At 51.6% G+C, this 18,002-nt stretch carries 21 protein-coding genes and 1 tRNA gene; 9 read left to right on the top strand and 13 right to left on the bottom strand.

The window, feature by feature from the left end:
- Positions 1 to 8: 8 nt before the first annotated feature.
- From EL216_RS04510 to EL216_RS04495, 4 genes are all read right to left on the bottom strand, one after another.
- On the bottom strand, positions 9 to 215 hold the full coding sequence (locus tag EL216_RS04510; protein WP_085389394.1) for a helix-turn-helix transcriptional regulator: 207 nt from the start codon (positions 213 to 215) through the stop codon (positions 9 to 11).
- 226 nt (positions 216 to 441) lie between these two features.
- Positions 442 to 1,086: a hypothetical protein gene (locus EL216_RS04505; protein ID WP_085389395.1), complete on the bottom strand. Its 645-nt coding sequence runs from the start codon at positions 1,084 to 1,086 to the stop codon at positions 442 to 444.
- Between the two features lie 3 nt (positions 1,087 to 1,089).
- A complete protein-coding gene (locus tag EL216_RS04500; RefSeq protein WP_085389588.1) occupies positions 1,090 to 2,307 on the bottom strand; it encodes a tyrosine-type recombinase/integrase in 1,218 nt (405 codons plus the stop codon).
- A 199-nt stretch (positions 2,308 to 2,506) separates the two neighbouring features.
- Positions 2,507 to 2,591, bottom strand: a tRNA-Leu gene (locus EL216_RS04495).
- A gap of 250 nt (positions 2,592 to 2,841) precedes the next feature.
- On the opposite strand from EL216_RS04495, the gene EL216_RS04490 reads away from it, so the two are divergent.
- The 4 genes from EL216_RS04490 to hisD all read left to right on the top strand — a co-directional run bounded on the left by EL216_RS04490 (position 2,842) and on the right by hisD (position 6,914).
- A complete protein-coding gene (locus EL216_RS04490) occupies positions 2,842 to 3,495 on the top strand; it encodes an SCO family protein (protein WP_085389396.1) in 654 nt (217 codons plus the stop codon).
- Positions 3,496 to 3,573: 78 nt separating this feature from the next.
- Positions 3,574 to 4,227, top strand: coding sequence for an ATP phosphoribosyltransferase (gene hisG / locus EL216_RS04485; protein ID WP_085389397.1), 654 nt, complete (start codon positions 3,574 to 3,576; stop codon positions 4,225 to 4,227).
- A 54-nt stretch (positions 4,228 to 4,281) separates the two neighbouring features.
- A complete protein-coding gene (locus EL216_RS04480) occupies positions 4,282 to 5,523 on the top strand; it encodes an NYN domain-containing protein (RefSeq protein ID WP_085389398.1) in 1,242 nt (413 codons plus the stop codon).
- Positions 5,524 to 5,618: 95 nt separating this feature from the next.
- A complete protein-coding gene (hisD, locus tag EL216_RS04475; RefSeq protein ID WP_085389399.1) occupies positions 5,619 to 6,914 on the top strand; it encodes a histidinol dehydrogenase in 1,296 nt (431 codons plus the stop codon).
- 92 nt (positions 6,915 to 7,006) lie between these two features.
- Here the strand turns inward: hisD and EL216_RS11280 are convergent, their stop codons facing one another.
- The gene (locus tag EL216_RS11280; RefSeq protein ID WP_085389400.1) at positions 7,007 to 7,138 is read right to left on the bottom strand and encodes a lipoprotein signal peptidase; all 132 of its coding nucleotides are present in this window, start codon (positions 7,136 to 7,138) and stop codon (positions 7,007 to 7,009) included.
- 42 nt (positions 7,139 to 7,180) lie between these two features.
- On the opposite strand from EL216_RS11280, the gene EL216_RS04465 reads away from it, so the two are divergent.
- Complete coding sequence (locus EL216_RS04465) at positions 7,181 to 7,546, top strand: hypothetical protein (protein WP_085389401.1); 366 nt, start codon at positions 7,181 to 7,183, stop codon at positions 7,544 to 7,546.
- A 96-nt stretch (positions 7,547 to 7,642) separates the two neighbouring features.
- On the opposite strand, the gene EL216_RS04460 is transcribed toward EL216_RS04465, so the two are convergent.
- The 3 genes from EL216_RS04460 to EL216_RS04450 all read right to left on the bottom strand — a co-directional run bounded on the left by EL216_RS04460 (position 7,643) and on the right by EL216_RS04450 (position 9,631).
- On the bottom strand, positions 7,643 to 8,248 hold the full coding sequence (locus tag EL216_RS04460) for a Maf family protein (protein WP_085389402.1): 606 nt from the start codon (positions 8,246 to 8,248) through the stop codon (positions 7,643 to 7,645).
- Complete coding sequence (locus EL216_RS04455) at positions 8,245 to 9,087, bottom strand: SDR family NAD(P)-dependent oxidoreductase (protein WP_085389403.1); 843 nt, start codon at positions 9,085 to 9,087, stop codon at positions 8,245 to 8,247. The genes EL216_RS04460 and EL216_RS04455 overlap by 4 nt, the downstream gene beginning before the upstream one ends.
- A gap of 97 nt (positions 9,088 to 9,184) precedes the next feature.
- Positions 9,185 to 9,631: a hypothetical protein gene (locus EL216_RS04450; protein WP_085389404.1), complete on the bottom strand. Its 447-nt coding sequence runs from the start codon at positions 9,629 to 9,631 to the stop codon at positions 9,185 to 9,187.
- A gap of 313 nt (positions 9,632 to 9,944) precedes the next feature.
- Between EL216_RS04450 and EL216_RS04445 the strand changes: the two genes are divergently transcribed.
- The 3 genes from EL216_RS04445 to EL216_RS04435 all read left to right on the top strand — a co-directional run bounded on the left by EL216_RS04445 (position 9,945) and on the right by EL216_RS04435 (position 11,977).
- Entirely contained in the window at positions 9,945 to 10,355 is a 411-nt protein-coding gene (locus EL216_RS04445; protein ID WP_085389405.1) for a YqaA family protein, read from the top strand.
- Between the two features lie 96 nt (positions 10,356 to 10,451).
- On the top strand, positions 10,452 to 11,231 hold the full coding sequence (gene rsmA / locus EL216_RS04440; protein WP_085389406.1) for a 16S rRNA (adenine(1518)-N(6)/adenine(1519)-N(6))-dimethyltransferase RsmA: 780 nt from the start codon (positions 10,452 to 10,454) through the stop codon (positions 11,229 to 11,231).
- A gap of 14 nt (positions 11,232 to 11,245) precedes the next feature.
- Entirely contained in the window at positions 11,246 to 11,977 is a 732-nt protein-coding gene (locus EL216_RS04435) for an amino acid ABC transporter ATP-binding protein (protein ID WP_085389407.1), read from the top strand.
- Positions 11,978 to 12,144: 167 nt separating this feature from the next.
- Here EL216_RS04435 and EL216_RS04430 read toward each other — a convergent pair whose 3' ends face one another.
- The 3 genes from EL216_RS04430 to serS all read right to left on the bottom strand — a co-directional run bounded on the left by EL216_RS04430 (position 12,145) and on the right by serS (position 14,632).
- The gene (locus EL216_RS04430) at positions 12,145 to 12,396 is read right to left on the bottom strand and encodes a hypothetical protein (RefSeq protein WP_085389408.1); all 252 of its coding nucleotides are present in this window, start codon (positions 12,394 to 12,396) and stop codon (positions 12,145 to 12,147) included.
- Between the two features lie 349 nt (positions 12,397 to 12,745).
- The gene (locus EL216_RS04425; RefSeq protein WP_085389409.1) at positions 12,746 to 13,186 is read right to left on the bottom strand and encodes a DNA polymerase III subunit chi; all 441 of its coding nucleotides are present in this window, start codon (positions 13,184 to 13,186) and stop codon (positions 12,746 to 12,748) included.
- Positions 13,187 to 13,336: 150 nt separating this feature from the next.
- Positions 13,337 to 14,632 carry a serine--tRNA ligase gene (gene serS, locus EL216_RS04420; protein WP_085389410.1) on the bottom strand — a complete coding sequence of 432 codons (1,296 nt, stop codon included), beginning with the start codon at positions 14,630 to 14,632 and terminating at the stop codon, positions 13,337 to 13,339.
- Positions 14,633 to 14,848: 216 nt separating this feature from the next.
- Here serS and trhP point away from each other — a divergent pair, with 216 nt between their 5' ends.
- Positions 14,849 to 16,204, top strand: coding sequence for a prephenate-dependent tRNA uridine(34) hydroxylase TrhP (gene trhP / locus EL216_RS04415; RefSeq protein ID WP_085389411.1), 1,356 nt, complete (start codon positions 14,849 to 14,851; stop codon positions 16,202 to 16,204).
- A gap of 294 nt (positions 16,205 to 16,498) precedes the next feature.
- Here trhP and EL216_RS04410 read toward each other — a convergent pair whose 3' ends face one another.
- Together EL216_RS04410 and EL216_RS11275 are read right to left on the bottom strand one after the other, a co-directional pair.
- Positions 16,499 to 17,428, bottom strand: coding sequence for a 5-oxoprolinase subunit C family protein (locus EL216_RS04410; RefSeq protein ID WP_085389412.1), 930 nt, complete (start codon positions 17,426 to 17,428; stop codon positions 16,499 to 16,501).
- A gap of 103 nt (positions 17,429 to 17,531) precedes the next feature.
- Entirely contained in the window at positions 17,532 to 17,867 is a 336-nt protein-coding gene (locus EL216_RS11275) for a carboxyltransferase domain-containing protein (protein WP_232005267.1), read from the bottom strand.
- Positions 17,868 to 18,002: the final 135 nt, after the last annotated feature.

The following is an 18,002-nucleotide window of genomic DNA, read 5'->3' as shown; positions in this document are numbered from 1 at the left end:
TGCCCCCTTTAGATACGTTTAGCCGCTTGTTTGGCGATATAGTCGTCTATTTCGCTTTCCAGCCAGCCGATCGCGTTACCGCTGCCGGACAACTTAAACGGGCGGGGCATATCGGGGTCGTGGCGGCGGTTCTTGGGGTCGAGACGATACCAAAGCGTGCTTGATGAAATGCCAAGACGTTTGGTTACTTCTTGTTGTCGTAAGATGGTTGCCATAAGTAAATTGCTTCCTTCCTGATAAGGCGTGGTTGAAAATTATGGCAAAAAGATACCGCCCTCATGAGGCGGTTTAAATGAAGTAACTTGTTGATTTCCTGAAATAGCATGTTGATTTGGGTAAATCAGCTAGTTGATTTGGGTATTTTTGAAGTTATCTATCCATGAATCAACTGTTTCTTTTACGGGGGTACTAGGCGCGGGAATATCCCCATGTGCAATAAGGTCAAGAATCATTCTGTTTAATGCGGCTTTCCCGCCACGTTGGTTGAGTAGCTCTTTTTTTTTCTTTTAATAATTCATTTACTGCGGCAATTGTGCCAGCCTTTTGATAAGGGCTTTGCTTAGCACAACCTGCTTTACGGGCATTTTCTATAACTTTTTCCATGCCAATTTCTCCTTCCTCTCGTTCTATATTAATTAAAACGATAGATTCTGTTATTAAATTGGCAACTGATTGAAGTTCATAAAAATTATCTTCAAAAGTTCTATGTTCAAATTCTGAAACATAATCATAAATAGCTTTAGTTGTTATGAAATGTTGCATTTCAACAATCGTTTTCCAGTTTTGCTCAAAAGCTAATCCCTCTGTTACTGGAAAACAGAAAGTCCGGTAATTGTATGGTTCCCCTTCTCTTTCCTCGAATAGCTCTATTGCTTTGTTACATTCTTTTTCGATTTCAAGCATTTCAGTTTGTGTTTTTTGATGCCAAAAATATTCTCCATCGTTACATTTAAAGTTATAGAATGTTCTACGCAATATAGCTTCTGCATTAAATGCCAAAGACGATAATGCCTTATTAAATTCAGTAGTCTTTTTTATATCCCATAGTTTACTGTAAGACTCATCACTCAAAGCGTATCTTTCCATTATTTAAGTCTCTTTACTTGTTTCACTCTCGATCATCGCGCGGGCTTGGTTGTGCCGTTCCCGCAAAAAATCGCTATACCATTGCATCATCTCTACCCTGTGGGGCAGATATTCGGTGCGGTGGTATGCCGCCCGCACTTTGTTCTGTTCTACATGGGCCAGTTGCCGTTCGATTACATCGGGCGGGAAACCGTTTTCATTCAGTACATCGGTAGCCAAGCTGCGGAAACCGTGCGGGGTAGCAATACCGCTGTAACCCATGCGTCCCATTGCATAGCTTAGGGTGTTTTCGCTCATGGGCTTGCTGCTGTCTTTGTAGTTTGGGAACAGATACCGGCTGTAACCCGTAATAGGGTATAGATTCTCCAAAAGCTCCAACGTCCAATCAGACAAGGGCACAATGTGCGCGGCCCGCATCTTCATCTTCTCGGCAGGGATAACCCATAACCGCTTGTCCTTGTCGATTTCTTCCCATTCTGCAAAGCGGATATTCCCCGCCCGCACAAAGGTAAGCATGATCAACATCATGGCAATTCGGTTTTCTTGGCGCATCGGTTCGCGGATTAAACGGCGGTAAAACTCCGTGATTCCGCTTTGCGGCAAGGCGGGCTGGTGTTTGACTTTCTCACGCACAATCACGCCGCTAAGGGCAAAAGCGGGATTCTCTGCCGCCCTGCCCGTCTGAATGGCGTAATTGAAAACGGCCTTGATACGCTGCAATACGCGGGTGGCGGTTTCCGGCACTCCCCGTGCTTCTATCGCCCTTACTGCTTCCAGTAGCAAAGGGGCTTTGATTTCAGTAATGGGGTATTTTCCAAGAATAGGGAAAGCATCTGTTTCCAAAGAATGCAACACGCGGGCGGCATGGGTGCCCGTCCAGCGCGGCAGTTGGTTTTGATGCCATTCACGGGCGATTTTTTCAAAGCTGTTTGCAATGGCTGTCTGTTGTTGCCGTTTGGCCTGCTGCTTGGCTGCGGCGGGGTCTATACCGTTTGCAAGCTGTTGTTTGGCCTGTTCGCGCGCGGCTCTTGCTTCAAAAAGGCTGATAGCGGGATAAGTGCCGATTGATAAGGTTTTCTGTTTGCCGTCAAACCTGAAATTAAGCTGCCAGTATTTGCCGCCGTTCGGTTTGCACACCAGCGACAAGCCGCCGCCGTCGGATATTTTTTGAATCTTATCCGTGGGCTTCAAGTTCTTTATTTGGCGGTCGTTTAGCGGCATTTGTTGGCAAAAAAATAAGGGGTGTTGGTAACTATGCGAAAATTGTACCAACTAAAAACGGTTGATTCAATCGGCTTAAATTGGATTAAATTAGATAGCAAGACACGTTAAAAACGGCAGAAAGCCTTTTAAATATAATGGCTTGGTTGATGCGATTGGATAATATCAGACAAAAAAACAACCGCTTGAAAGCGGTTTGTGGTGCCCAGGGTCGGACTCGAACCGACACACCTTTCGGCGGGGGATTTTGAGTCCCCTGCGTCTACCAATTTCGCCACCTGGGCAGGTGGAAGAGAACGCCATTATAATGATAAAAATAATCTTGTAAAGCCTTATGGCGGGTATTTAGGTTTATTTTTAACAAGTATATGAAAAATATAAAAATTAAGTTTATTTTTAACTAAAGGTTTAATGGTAAAAGTAGCTTGGGGCAAATTCAGACGGAATTTGCCTGAAAAACTACGTTTTCCCCCTACATGAAAACGGTTAAACACGTTAAGATAGATACATTTTCGGTCTTTGGGAGAAACTGTTATGAACCGGATGATAAAGAATTTATTTTTTACCACGTTTGCATTGACTTCACTATCTGCCTGCCAGCCGCAAGAACAGGCTGCGCCCAAGCCTGTTGAATCAGCAGCATCGGTTGTGCCACAACCAGCTGCTGCTACAGGGTTTCACGGTTCGGATATGCGTAAGGAGGACATTGGCGGCGATTTCACTATGACCGATGGTAACGGAAAATCTTTTAACATCAGTGACTTGAAAGGAAAGGTGGTTATTTTGTCATTCGGTTACACGCATTGCCCCGATGTTTGCCCGACCGAATTATTGACCCACCGTGATGCGTTGAATCAGCTTGGCGAACAGGCTAAAGATGTGGCGGTGGTATTTGCCAGCGTGGATCCGGAGCGCGATACGCCTGAATTAATCGGCAAATATGTGAAACAGTTTCACCCCGAGTTTATCGGGCTTACTGTTACCGAGGGGCAGAATTTGCCGGTAATCAAACAACAATATCGTGTGGTTTCAGCCAAGGCTCAGGAGCAATCTGAGAAAGTATATTTGGTTGACCATACCGCAGGTGCGTATCTGTTGGATAAAGATGGTGAAGTGGCAGTATTCGAGCCTTACGGCAGCACGGCTGCACAATTCGCCGACGATATTAAAATTTTGCTTAAATCATAAACCTCGTCAAATTTGGCAGGCCGTCTGAAAATTTTGCTTTGCACATAATATTTTCAGGCGGCCTCAGCGGGAAAAAACATGACTGACAACGCTTTGACCATCGCCCTTTCTAAAGGCCGTATTTTTGATGAAACCCTGCCGTTGCTTGCAGCCGCCGGCATCGTGCCGCTTGAAGAGCCGGGCAGCTCGCGTAAACTGATTATCGGCACCAACCTGCCCAATGTGCGGCTGGTGATTGTGCGTGCCAGCGACGTACCCACTTATGTGCAATACGGCGCGGCGGATTTCGGCATCGCCGGCAAAGACGTATTGATCGAGCACGGCGGCGACGGTTTGTATCAGCCGCTGGATTTGCAGATTGCCAAATGCCGCATGATGGTTGCCGTGCGCAAAGGTTTCGATTACGCCGCCGCCTCACAGCCCGGCAACCGTTTGCGCGTCGCCACCAAATACCCCGACATCGCCGCCGAACACTTCGCCGGCAAAGGCGTGCATGTGGACATCATCAAACTTTACGGCTCGATGGAACTTGCTCCGCTGGTCGGCTTGAGCGACGCGATTGTCGATTTGGTATCCACCGGCGGTACGTTGAAAGCCAATAATCTGGAAGCCGTGGAGCATATCGTGGATATTTCCAGCCGTTTGGTGGTCAACAAAGCAGCGTTGAAAGTGAAACACGCGCTTATCCAGCCGATTATCAACGCATTTGCCGAAGCAGCCGGGCAGTCTTAAAGAGGCCGTCTGAAAAGCCGCCGTTACACGTTTTCCTTTAAATTAGACCTACCCATGAACATCACCTCAGATAAAAAACTGGCCGTCTTAATCGATGCCGACAACGCCCCCGCCGACATCATCGACCGCCTGTTGGCCGAAATCGCCAAATACGGCATTGCCAGCGTTAAACGGATTTACGGCGACTGGAGCCACGGCCTTTCCAAATGGAAAGCCGCCCTGCTGCCGCATGCCATTATCCCCGTGCAGCAATTCGCCTACACCAAAGGCAAAAACGCTACCGACATGGCATTGGTGATCGACGCGATGGACTTGCTTTACAGCGGCAATTTCGACGGCTTCTGCATTGTATCCAGCGACAGCGACTTCACCCGCCTAGCCAGCCGTCTGCGCGAAAGCGGCCTCACCGTTTACGGCTTCGGCGAAAAGAAAACCCCCGAAGCCTTCCGCAAAGCCTGCGACAAATTCATCTACACCGAAATTTTCCGCCCCGAAAAACGCACGCCGGAAAAAAACAAAAACAGCGGCAAAACCAAAGCGCAGAATGAACCGGCCGAACATACCGGCCAGCAAGCCGACCTTTCCAAACTGCTCACCCGCGCCGTCAAAGAAAATGCCGACGACCTCGGCTGGGCCAACCTCGGCCCCATCGGCAGCTACATCAACAAAACCAACCCCGATTTCGACCCCCGCCTTTACGGTTTCGGCAAACTTTCCGACTTGATCAAATCGCTCGATTTGTTCGAATACCGCACCGACAACAATCAAATCCAAGTGCGCAGATATCCGAATCCGGCCGAAAAAAACAACAGGCCGTCTGAAAATAAAGACAGCAAAGAAAAACAAGTTGCCGAAGCCGCTGCACCGCAAGCACCTGCCACCGAAGCCGACAGCGGCAAACTCGCAAACAAACGCGGCAAGAAACGCCAGCAGCAAGAGCGCAAACAGCCGGAAGCGGAAACAGCCGCTACCGTACCGCCCGCACCAACGGCAGAAGCCGCTGAAACCGCCAAGCCCGAGCAGCAAGACGCGCCCAAGCCCAAAAACGGCAAAGCCAAATTTACCAAGCTCATTCCTTTGGTGCAGCAAGCCGTTGACAACACCGCCGACCCGCAAGGCTGGGCACGCCTGAGCGACGTATTGAAACAGCTGGCCCCCACCGTCAACCCGCACGATTACGGCTTCGACACCGACCGCGCCCTGATTCACGCCGTTTACAGCGACTGGCTGGAAATCAAAAAAGCCGGCCGCGGCGAACGCGTGCGCGTGAACAAGCGGTTTGTGAGCAAGGATTGAATATTTTCAGACGGCCTTTTATTGCTTTGAGAGTTGGTTATAGGCCGTCTGAAAAACTTTTATTTTTATTGAAGAATTAAAGGCAGCACATACAAATGAAACATCTCTCCACCCAATCCCCCAACTTCCAAGCCGAGCTGAAAGCGTTGCTGGCTTTTGAAACCGCGCAAGACCCGAAAATCGATCAAATTGTTGCCGACATCTGTGCCGACGTACAAAAGCGCGGCGATGCGGCGCTAATCGAATACACCAACCGTTTCGACGGCATGAATGCACAAACTATGGCCGATTTAACGTTGAGCCAAGCCGATTTGCAGGCTGCTTTCGAACGCATTGCACCCGAAGTTCAGACGGCCTTGAAAACCGCCGCCGCCCGTGTGGAAAGCTACCACCAACGCCAAAAAATGACCTCGTGGAGCTATACCGACGAAGACGGCACCCTGCTCGGCCAGCAGATTACTCCGCTCGACCGTGTGGGCATTTATGTGCCCGGCGGCAAGGCGGCTTATCCCAGCTCGGTGATTATGAACGCCATGCCAGCGCATGTGGCGGGCGTGCCCGAAATCATCATGGTGGTGCCAACACCCAAAGGCGAGCGCAACGATATTGTGTTGGCGGCGGCATTTGTGGCCGGCGTAACCAAAGTGTTTACCGTCGGCGGTGCGCAGGCGGTGGCGGCTTTGGCTTACGGCACCGAAACCGTGCCGCAGGTCGATAAAATCACCGGCCCCGGCAATGCGTTTGTGGCCGCCGCCAAACGCCGCGTGTTCGGCGTGGTAGGCATTGATATGGTGGCGGGGCCGTCTGAAATTCTGGTGATTGCCGACGGCACCACGCCTGCCGATTGGGTGGCGATGGATTTGTTCAGCCAAGCCGAACACGACGAAATCGCCCAAGCGATTCTGATTGCCACCTCGCAGCAATATTTAGACGACGTTCAAGCGGCCATGAACAGGTTGATCGAAGACATGCCCCGCCGTTCGATTATCGAGGCTTCTTTAAACAACCGCGGCGCGATGATTCTGGCCAAAGACCTCGATGACGCTTGCGAAACCGCCAACTATATTGCGCCGGAACATCTGGAATTGTCGGTAGAAAATCCGCAGGAATGGGCGCCAAAAATCCGCCACGCCGGTGCGATTTTCATGGGCAAATACACCAGCGAGAGCTTGGGCGACTATTGCGCCGGCCCCAACCATGTGCTGCCTACCAGCCGCACGGCGCGTTTCTCTTCGCCGCTGGGCACTTACGATTTCCAAAAACGCAGCAGCCTGATTCAGGTTTCTGAGCAAGGGGCGCAAAAGCTCGGCCGGATTGCCGACGTGTTGGCACAAGGCGAAATGCTTACCGCCCATGCCAAAGCGGCGGAATTCCGTTTGAAAAAGCTTTGATATAGTTTGATAAGGTTGGAAGAGGCCGTCTGAAAGCGAATTCAGTGAACTTTGCCAAAACCCGCTTTAAGCAGGTTTCACTAAAAAGTTTTTCAGGCGGCCTGAAAACTTTGCAAACTTGCCGGATGTGGATACAGTTCAAGGTGTAGCAGCGCAGCGAACGCAGATATATCAAACAGATAGGGAAGCGAGCGGGCAGCGCACAACGCAGAAATGCGTTGCAAGCGGTGTTTGCAAAGGTTTCGGCCTGTGAATTTTGCATTGTTATGGGAATTTTATTCGAGCTGTTTGCAGAGTTCGTTTTACAGATTGTTGCCGAATTTTTGGTCGAATTAGGCATCGGTTCTGCCAAATCAAGCCTCAGTGAATCGCGGCCTTGGCTGGTAGCCGTAGGTTATGGGATTGTCGGTGCGTTAATCGGTGCGGGCAGTTTGCTGGTGTTTCCTGAACATTTCATCCGCAGCGAAAACCTGCAAGTATTCAATTTGCTGTTCACACCGGTATTGGCCGGTACGCTGATGTGCGTTATCAGCCGTGGGGAGAAGCGGAACGGCCGTTCTTTACGGCGGCACCGTTTTGTTTGCGGTTTTTTGTTTGCTTTTTATATGGCACTCGTCCGTTTGTCGGCATAAGCCCCTGTTTGAAAAATAAGTGCGAAACCATATTTGAAGGCCGTCTGAAAACCTGTTTTTCAGACGGCCTCTCGTTTATGCCTTCTACGGCGGCCTTTATGCCGTCTGAAACGGCGGCACGGGTAGGCCGAATTCTTGCAGTAGGGCCACGGTTTCATATACGGGCAGCCCCATCACGCCGGTGAAGCTGCCGTGCAGGTTTTCGACAAACAGGCCGCCCAAGCCTTGAATGCCGTATGCGCCGGCTTTGTCCATCGGTTCGCCGCTGGCAATGTAGGCGGCGATTTCGGCGGCGGTCAGCGGTTTGAAGGTAACGTCGCTTTGCTGGAGGACTGCACGGGTTTCGCCCTGCCAATACACGCATACGGCGGTAAGCACTTGGTGGGTGGTGCCGGAAAGCTCCAGAAGCATGGCGGCGGCTTCGGCAGGAGATGCGGGTTTGCCCAGAATGTGATTGTGCAACGCAACGGTGGTGTCGGCGGTAATCAGCGGGTATAGCGGCTGGTAGGGATATTGTTGCTGCCAGTAGGCAACGGCCGCGGTGTTTTTCTCGCAGGCCATGCGCGCGGCGTAAGCGGCGGTGGGTTCGCAGGCGTAAGGGGTTTCGTCGATATCGGCGGGCAGGCGGATAACGGTATAGCCGATGTTTTCGAGAATTTCGCGCCGGCGCGGGCTGCCCGAGGCGAGATACAGCGTGTTCATACTTCTTGTCCTTTTACGGCGCGCCGTTGCAGGCGGTCGAGCAGGGGCGTGGGCAGCAGGCGTTTCAGATACCAGAACAATACGGTGGGGAAAGTAACCAGATAGCGGGCTTTGGGTTGGGCAGCCGTGAGTGCTTTCACGCAGATGGCGGCGCAATCAGGCGACGACATGGTAAACGGTGCCACCGCGCCTTCCGCTTCGAGACGGTTGAGCTGGTGCCGGTAGCTGCGGGCGTGGAAACTGTTGTCGATGTCGATGTATTGGTGCAGCTTTTTCAAGGCGTTGGGGCGGAACTTCGTGGCAATAGGGCCGGGTTCGACCAAGCTCACGAAAATGCCGCTACCCGCCGTTTCGAGGCGGAGGGTGTCGCACATGCCTTCGAGGGCGAATTTGGTGCTGTTGTACGCACCGCGCCACGGCATGGCGGCGAAACCTAAAATGCTGCTGTTGACCAAAATCCGGCCGTATCCTTGTTTGCGGAACACTTCCATGGCGCGGCGGATACATTCCCATGCGCCGAATACGTTGGTTTCGAATTGTTCGCGCAGGGCATCGCGGGGAATGTCTTCCACCGCGCCCACCTGTCCGTAGCCCGCATTGGAAAACAGGGCATCGAGTTTGCCGCCGGTTTGGGAGAGCACGGTATCGAATGCCGTCTGAATGCTTTGACTGTCGGTAACGTCGAGTCGGAGGGTGTCGGTTAAACCTTCGTTGCGCAAGTGGGCAACGTCTTCGGGACGGCGGCAGGTGGCAAATACCCTCCAGCCGAGTGCATGCAGTTGTTTGGCGGTGTCGTAGCCGATGCCGCTGGAGCAGCCGGTAATTAAGATGGTTTTCATAGTATGTGTTTTTAAAGCGGTAAAGACGCTGTATGTTAAACGATAAAACCGCAGGCCGTCTGAAATTTTTCAGACGGCCTGCGGTAACGGAACGAAGTTAAAGCCGTTGGATTCTTTGCTTCAGTGCGGAAATACGGTTTTCGATGGCGGTAACCTGTTTGTGCCACGTCAGCAAACGCGTGGCGGCCAGTATATAGATGATCAGGATGCTGCTGCCGGAAAAATAGCTGTGGAAACTTTCCAATATTTCCCTGATCATGCCGCCGGACGGCGTGGAGCGGCCCGACCATGCGATGAAAAAGCAGATGATACCCAACATGCCCACACCCGAAGCCAGCATCACCAAGCCGCTGCTGAGCTGCCACCTTTTAAAGCGGTTGGAAGCCAAACCCGCCATCAAAGTAATCAGGCTCACCGCCAACGTGCCCGAAAGCATGATGCCTTTCGGAATGGCGGGTTCTGTCGAAATAAAAGCCACCAAGCCGAACATATGGAAAAAAGTTACCGCTACAACGAGAAATATGATGCTGAAAAAGGTACGCATTACCCGTTCCGTTTTGAAAGGTGGATATACAAAATATGCGGGCGTTGTTTCGGATTTGTCCCGCCACTGAAGCCGGTAAGAGGAGGCGGTATTATGCCGATGAATTTCTGGGCATGATAGTGTTTCGGACAAACGGCTTGAAATGCGGTTGGTTATAACCTGAGTAATTGCTTGTGCAGGGATTGGTTTAAGACGGCTTCCGGTTGTCGTCCGAACCACATCCGGCCGTCTGAAAATTTTTTCCTTTACCGATGGCGGTTTCAGACGGCCTCAATCCCCGCTACAATGCCTGCTTTTGTGTTTGCCGCATCCTATGGATTTATTCTGGCTGTATTGGGCACTTGCCGCTTCCGCTTTCACTTCCGCCACCATTTTGCCCGGCACCTCGGAAGCGGCGTTTGTGCTGTTCGTTCAAAACCGCCCCGGAGCGTGGGCGGGAGCATTGCTGGTTGCCGGCACCGCCAACGGTTTGGGCAGCATAGCCTCTTACGGCATGGGAAGGCTGTTTCCCGATAAAAAGAAGCCGTCTGAAAAAGTGTTGCGCTGGCTCAACCGCTACGGTATTTGGACATTATTATTAGCGTGGCTACCCGTTGTCGGCGACGGTTTGCCGATTGCCGCCGGCTGGCTGCGGCTGCATTTCTGGAAAAGCTGCATCATGTTGGTTGCAGGAAAATTCATCCGCTACGGTGTGCTGCTGGCAGGAATGAAAGCGTGGCTGTAAACAAGGTTTCGAGGCCGTCTGAACACCGTGTTTTTCAGACGGCCTCAAGTGTTTTGCGCTACAATGCACGATTGGAATGGATTCTGAAGAAGCAGCATGAAAGAACATAAAGCCCGCAAACGGTTCGGGCAAAATTTTTTGCAGGACACCCGCATCATCAGCGATATCGTGAACGCCGTCCGCCCGCAGCCGGAAGATACCGTGATTGAAATCGGTCCCGGTTTGGCGGCGATTACCGAGCCGTTGGCAAAGAAATTAAACCGGCTGCATGTGGTCGAAATCGACCGCGACATCATCAAACGTCTGAAAACCCTGCCATTTGCCGACAAACTGGTGATTCACGAAGGCGACGTTTTACAGTTCGACTTCAAAAGCGTGGCGGGCAGAAAAAAAATCGTCGGCAACCTGCCGTACAACATTTCTACACCATTGCTGTTCCGTCTGAGCGAAGTGGCGGACGAAGTGGAAGACATGCACTTTATGTTGCAGAAAGAAGTGGTCGAGCGCATGGTGGCCGAGCCGAAAACCAACGACTACGGCCGTTTGGGCGTGATGCTGCAATATTTTTTCGATATGGAAATGCTGATCGAAGTGCCGCCCGAATCGTTTGATCCCGCGCCGAAAGTCGATTCCGCCGTAGTGCGCATGATTCCGCAGCAGGGCCGCATCGGTGTCGCACGGGATTTCGGGAATTTCGGCAAACTGGTCAAAGCCGCATTTGCCCAACGGCGTAAAACCATACGCAACAATCTGAAAGAAATTGCTTCAGACGAAGATTTGCAGGCGGTAGGCATCAACCCGCAAGACCGTGCCGAACACATCTCACCGGAGCTTTATGTGGAATTGAGTAATTATTTGGTGAAAAAGGCCGTCTGAAATTTGGGAATAATATGATTAAATTCAAAAATGTACACAAATACTTCAAAGACCTGCATGTGATTAACGGCGTAAATTTGGAAGTGAAACAAGGCGAAGTGGTGGTGGTGTGCGGCCCTTCGGGCAGCGGCAAATCTACCCTTATCCGCACCGTCAACCAGCTCGAAACCATTGAAAGCGGCGAAATCTGGGTGGACGGCATGAACGTGGCCGACCCGAAAACCGATTTGAACAAAGTGCGTGAAGAAGTGGGCTTTGTATTTCAGGGATTCAACCTTTATCCGCATTTAAACGTGTTGGAAAACATCATCCTTTCTCCGATGAAAGTGAAAAAGCAAAGCCGCGAACAGGCCGGGCAAAAAGCAATGGAGCTTTTAGACCGTGTGGGCTTGGCGCACAAAAAAGATGCCATGCCCGGCCAGCTTTCCGGCGGCCAGCAGCAACGTGTGGCCATCGCCCGCAGCTTGGCGATGGAACCCCGTGTGATGTTGTTCGACGAACCGACTTCGGCATTGGATCCGGAAATGGTAGGCGAAGTGTTGAAAGTCATGAAAGATTTGGCGAACAGCGGTATGACCATGATGTGCGTTACCCACGAAATGGGTTTCGCCCGTGAAGTAGCCGACCGTGTGATTTTTGTCGATCACGGCCGAATTATTGAAGAAGCCGAACCGGAAGAATTTTTCACCAATCCGAAACACGAGCGTGCACAGCAATTTTTGCAGCAGGTAATGAAGCAGGGGTGAGAAAACGGTATTGTGTAAAACAAAGATTAACGGTTGATTTGCCGTTTCATTGCGGTTGAAACGATTTAAAAATACCAATCAAACAGGCCGTCTGAAATGATTTTCAGACGGCCTGTTTGAATTTATTTACTTGTACGGACTGTTTACTCGTATAGTGTGTGTGCGGATTAACGGTTACCTTCGCGTTTCAGTGAGTGATAGCTGTTGTCTACGCGTACACCGGTTGCTTCGGCAACGAATTTTACGCTGTCATCATTTTTAGCAGCACGTTTTACACCTTGGTGTTTTACTTCTTTCAGGCTGGTAATCACGCCGGAGTCATTAGCATGGTTCCATTTCGGTAATGAAGCTCCGCCTGCTGCGGCAAAAGCAGTGGCAAAAGTGGCAACAGCTGCAAAAATGATTGAGGTTTTTTTCATGAGAGTTCCTTTAACTTTCTAATTAAAAAATCTGTTTGTGAATGACAGTGCTCTGTCGATGGAATGCATTCTAATGATTTCCTATTGGTTTTAAAATATGGGTTTTATTGAAGTAATGTTTCCTATTGGGAAGTAATAAATATGACAGTAATACGTCTAAAGTCTATTTGAAGTGATCTAATTGAGCTTGAGCGTAACCCAAAGCATAACAGGGTAGAAGCCCCGGTATCATATAGATGAGGCACGGATGCACACCGGCAGGAATGCGCCCATAAATGTTATAGCGAAAAGTTCTCGTGAAAGAAAATGGCTGGGGAGAGGTGTTGTTTATTACAGATTGAAAACGGTTTCAGGCTTTACCCTGCATGTTGTGGTGTTCAATCTCAAAACCGCTGTTTCGATAAGCACGGAAGCGTTCGCGGGCTTCGGCCAACTCTTCCAAACTGCTGCCGACGATTTCCAACACCCGCGCAGGCGGCACCGGCGCGTCGCACCAAAAATCGGGCGCAAGATTCAGCACCACCAAACCGCTTTCCGTTTCGGGCAGGGTGTGGCCGTAAGCCAGCACCACAGGCACATTTTGCGGGCAGGTCTGACCTGTTTCCCATATTTCGTGAGGCAGGAAACTGGTCGGCTCGAACTGCCATAAGTCGATATCCAACCGCGCAACGGCTTCGGGAGAATCCGCCCACACCAATACGCGGGAGCCGCTTTGCATGGCGCGGGCGGCCAAACGGCAGGTGAAGGCGTAGGGGTTGCCGACATGGGTATAGAATGTTGCTTTAGGCATGTTGGTCTTTCGGGTTCGGTTGTACTTTGTTTTTCAGACGGCCTGAAGTGTCGTATGGGTATGTTTGATAGATGGGAAATACGGTAAGGCCGAGTTGCGGCGGAAACAATAAGATGAGGCCGTCTGAAAGTGTTCAGACGGCCTTTGCCGTTATTTGGCTTCCAGCTTGCTTACGCCGCCCATATAAGGTTGCAGGGCGGCGGGGATGTTGATGCTGCCGTCGGCGTTTTGGTGGTTTTCCAGCACGGCCACCAGCGTGCGGCCGACCGCTAAGCCCGAGCCGTTTAAGGTGTGTACCAAACGGTTTTTGCCGTTTTCATCTTTAAAGCGGGCTTTCATGCGGCGGGCTTGGAAGTCTTCGCAGTTGGAGCAGCTTGAAATTTCGCGGTAGGTGTTTTGTGCGGGCACCCATACTTCCAAATCGTAGGTTTTGGCCGCGCCGAAGCCCATATCGCCGGTGCACAGGGTAATCACGCGGTAGGGCAGTTCCAGCAGTTGCAGGATTTTTTCGGCATGCACTACCATTTCTTCGAGCGCATCGTAAGATTTTTCGGGGTGGACGATTTGCACCATTTCCACTTTGTCGAACTGGTGCTGGCGGATCAGGCCGCGCACGTCTTTGCCGTATGCACCCGCTTCGGAACGGAAGCAGGGCGAATGCGCGGTCAGCTTAATCGGCAGGCTTTCAGACGGCACGATGCTGTCGGCCACAGTATTGGTAAGGGTAACTTCGGCGGTGGGAATCAGATATTGCGTGGTTTTGGTTTCGTCGCCGCCGCGGGTAACGTGGAACAGGTCTTCACCGAATTTCGGCAACTGGCCGGTGCCGAACAGGGTGCTGTCGTTCACGATATAAGGCGTGTAACACTCGGTGTAGCCGTGTTGCGTGGTGTGGGTGTCGAGCATGAATTGCGACAGCGCGCGGTGCAGGCGGGCGATTTGGCCTTTCATCACGGTGAAGCGTGCGCCGGAAAGCTGCGCACCGGCTTCAAAATCCAAGCCCAGCGGCGCGCCCAAATCAACGTGGTCTTTCACATCAAAATCAAATGTGCGCGGTGTGCCGATTTTGCGGACTTCTACGTTTTCGGTTTCGTCTGCGCCTACGGGCACGCTTTCGTGCGGCAGGTTGGGAATGGTGGTGAGCCATGCTTCCAATTCGGCTTGAATGGCATCGAGCTTGGCGGCGTTTTGTTCGAGTTCGGTTTTAATATCGGCAACTTGTGCCATCACTTGCCCGGCTTCTTCGTGTTTGCCTTGCCCTTTGAGCATGCCGATTTTTTTCGATTCGCTGTTGCGGGCGGCTTGCAATTCTTCGGTACGGACTTGAAGCCGCTTGCGTTGGTTTTCCAATTCTTCAAAACGGGCGGTATCGAATGCGTAACCGCGGGCGGTTAAACGGGCGGCTACGGCGGCGGTATCGTTACGGAGCAGTTGGATATCTAACATGGTTTCCCTCGACATAAAAATTTTCGGAATACCTGTTATTGTAAACCAAATCCGCCTGAAAAGGCCGTCTGAAAGTGCTTTAAGCCATTTTCAGACGGCCTGTGCGCCAAATTGACCACCGTGTGAAAAAAGCGGATAATTCCACCGGTTTGTTTTTCAATGTTTCAGACGGCCTCAGTTGTCTGAAACTTTTTATTTTCTAAGAACTTATACCTCATGAAATCACCCGAACTCCTTCTTCCTGCCGGCGGTCTCGAACGCATGCGCGCCGCCTATGATTTCGGCGCAGATGCCGTTTATGCCGGCAGCCCGCGCTATTCCCTGCGCGCCCGCAACAACGAATTCGCCAAACTGCCGGTGCTGGAACAAGGCATTAACGAAGCACACCAACGCGGCAAAAAATTCTTCCTCACCGTCAACACTTTGCCGCACAACTCCAAACTGAAAACCTTTATGGCCGACATGGAGCCGCTGATCGCCATGAAGCCCGACGCATTGATTATGGCCGATCCCGGCCTGATTATGCAGGTGAGTGAAAAATGGCCGGAAATGCCGATTCACCTTTCCGTGCAGGCCAACACCACTAACTACTGGGGCGTGAAATTTTGGCAAAAAATCGGCGTGGAGCGGATTATCCTCTCGCGCGAATTGAGCATGGAAGAAATCGCCGAAATCCGCCAGCAGTGCCCCGACATTGAATTGGAAGTGTTCGTGCACGGTGCATTATGTATCGCTTATTCCGGCCGCTGTCTGCTTTCCGGCTACTTCAACCACCGCGACCCCAACCAAGGCACCTGCACCAACGCCTGCCGCTGGGATTACAAAGTGCACGATGCCGAAACCGATGAAATGGGTGATGCCAAATTGTTACAAGGCTTTAATTTCAGTCAGGCGCAGGAAGAAGCCAATGCCGCATTTGAAGGCATCAACGGTCAAGTGCGCCATCCCGAAGCCAACAAAGTGTTCCTGATTGAAGAAGCCAACCGCCCGGGCGAGCTGATGCCGATTATGGAAGACGAGCACGGCACCTATATCATGAATTCCAAAGACTTACGCGCCATCGAGCAAGTGGCCAAACTCGCCGAAATCGGTGTGGACAGCCTCAAAGTGGAAGGCCGTACCAAATCGGTTTACTACGTTGCCCGCGTCGCCCAAGCCTATCGCAAAGCGATTGACGATGCCGTAGCCGGAAAACCTTTTGATTACAGCCTGTTAGCCGAACTCGAAGGCTTGGCCAACCGCGGCTACACTTCGGGTTTTTTGGAGCGCCACCAAACGCAGGAATACCAAAACTACCTGCACGGCCATTCGCTGGCCAAACAAAGCCAGTTCGTCGGCCAGATTACCGAAATCGATGCCGACGGCTGGGCGACGGTGGAAGTGAAAAACCGTTTTGCCGTGGGCGACACCATTGAAATCATCCACCCGCAAGGCAACCAAACGCTGGTGCTGGATGCCATGACCCGCAAAGGTGAAGCGGTGGATGCCGCGCCCGGTAACGGTATTCAGGTGAAGATTCCCAACATGCAGGGTAAAGATAAGGCATTGATTGCGCGGATTATGAATCCTTAACCTGATGTTTTGTTGAAAGAGGCCGTCTGAAAATGAGCTTTGCGAGTTTTCAGACGGCCTCTTTCGGTTTGGGTTCGCGCGGGTTATCCCAGTAAGCCGTCGATATATTTCACCGGCGTGATGCCGCTCAACGAGGCCATGAATACCACCACGATCAGGCCGCATGCGGTCATCCGGTTCGGGTGGCAGTAATTACCGACGATGCTTGGACGGTAAGCTGCCTACCGTGCCACCGACCAAGGCTGTCGGTCCGCACGTCGTTACCGCAGCCTTACGGCCAAATTTGCATTCAAGTCAACGGGCTTCATCTGCTATCCTTTTGATTTTGTTTAAATAGATTTGGTTTTGGTGTTGAAGGGCTTCCGCTTCTTCAGGGGTGGCCGTCTGAAAAAAGATTTTGCTGCCGAAGCGGATTTGCGCCAGCCGCCCCAAATCGGCTGCTGCTACGGTGGCGATTTTCGGGTAGCCGCCGGTGGTTTGTGCGTCGGCCATCAGGATAATCGGTTTGCCGTTCGGCGGAACCTGTATGGTGCCGAACCAAACGGCGTGCGAAAGTATTTCCAGAGGTTGTTCCAACGGCAGCTCTTCGCCGTCGAAGCAGTAGCCCATGCGGTTGCTGTTGCTTTGCAGTGTCCAAGCGTTTTGCCAGAGGCGGTAATGTGCTTTGCGGGCAAAAGCTTGGTATTCGGAAGAAGGCAGTGCGTGAATACGGAGTGAGGGAGTGGGAGGGGCGATACCGATTCGGTTCATTTTCGACCCGAAGCAGTTTACCGGCACGGCATCTCCTGCACGCAGGCAACGGCCTTCAAAGCCGCCGAAAGCCGACCTCAAATCAGTGCTGCGTGAACCGAGCACTGCGGGCACGTCAAATCCGCCGTGTACGCATAAATAGCCGTACATACCTTTGACGGCGCGGATCAGTTTCAGCGTTTGCCCGCGCCGTGCGGTGTAGCGCCAATAGGAATAAACCGGTTCATCGTCAAGTTGCGCTTCGTAAATCGCACCGGTGATACAGAAAGGGGTGTCGTATTCAAACGATACGGTAATGCCGCCTAATGCTATTTCCAATGCTGCCGCGCCGGCATCGTTGCCCAATAGCAGATTACCGGCCTGAAGAGAAAGCGTGTCCATCGCACCAGCATGGCTTATACCGCGGCAATGCAGGTCGAACCTCCCCAAATCTTGAATATGGGCCATGGCTTGGACAGCAGCAACATGCATCATAAAAAAATCCTTTCCGTTACAAAGCGTACCGTGTCGACCGCCAAAAGCAGGGTCGGTGGGGGGAGGCCGTCTGAAACAACGGTATTTCCGTGCGGCCTATAATCTACTGTCCGTCGTTCGGAGAAGCAAACGGATAAATACCGGTTTGGCTGCCGCCTATTGCTACCGAATCGGTAGAATCGGTAGATATTTGCATCTGCGGTACGGTGCGGCGCGATGTGTATAGGTTTTCGGGCAAACCGCCCAAATAAGGAAAGCCGGGCTGGAAACCCACCGTAAACACGCTATAAACAGGCTCGGTATGGCGGCGTACGATTTCTTCGGGAGTGGTGTGGTGGAAAGCTGCTACTTCGGTTAAGTTTTCGCCGAACTCGTTGCCTTGGCAAATGAGGAAATGTCTACACGCCGGCTTATGGCTATATGCTTCGGTTTTTTCCATAAACGGTACAGGCCGTCTGAAAGGTTTTTCAGATCAGTCTGCGGAAAGGTAAACACCGTTAAATTATTCATGCCGGTTACTATTTCCGCTACATGGAACAGAGTTTGTGCTGTATCCGCAAACACCCGCAGCCGG

Source organism: Neisseria animaloris (assembly GCF_900637855.1).
GTDB classification, from domain to species: domain Bacteria; phylum Pseudomonadota; class Gammaproteobacteria; order Burkholderiales; family Neisseriaceae; genus Neisseria; species Neisseria animaloris.
Note: the sequence above shows the minus strand (reverse complement) of the source record. Positions and strands in the feature narration are given on the sequence as shown.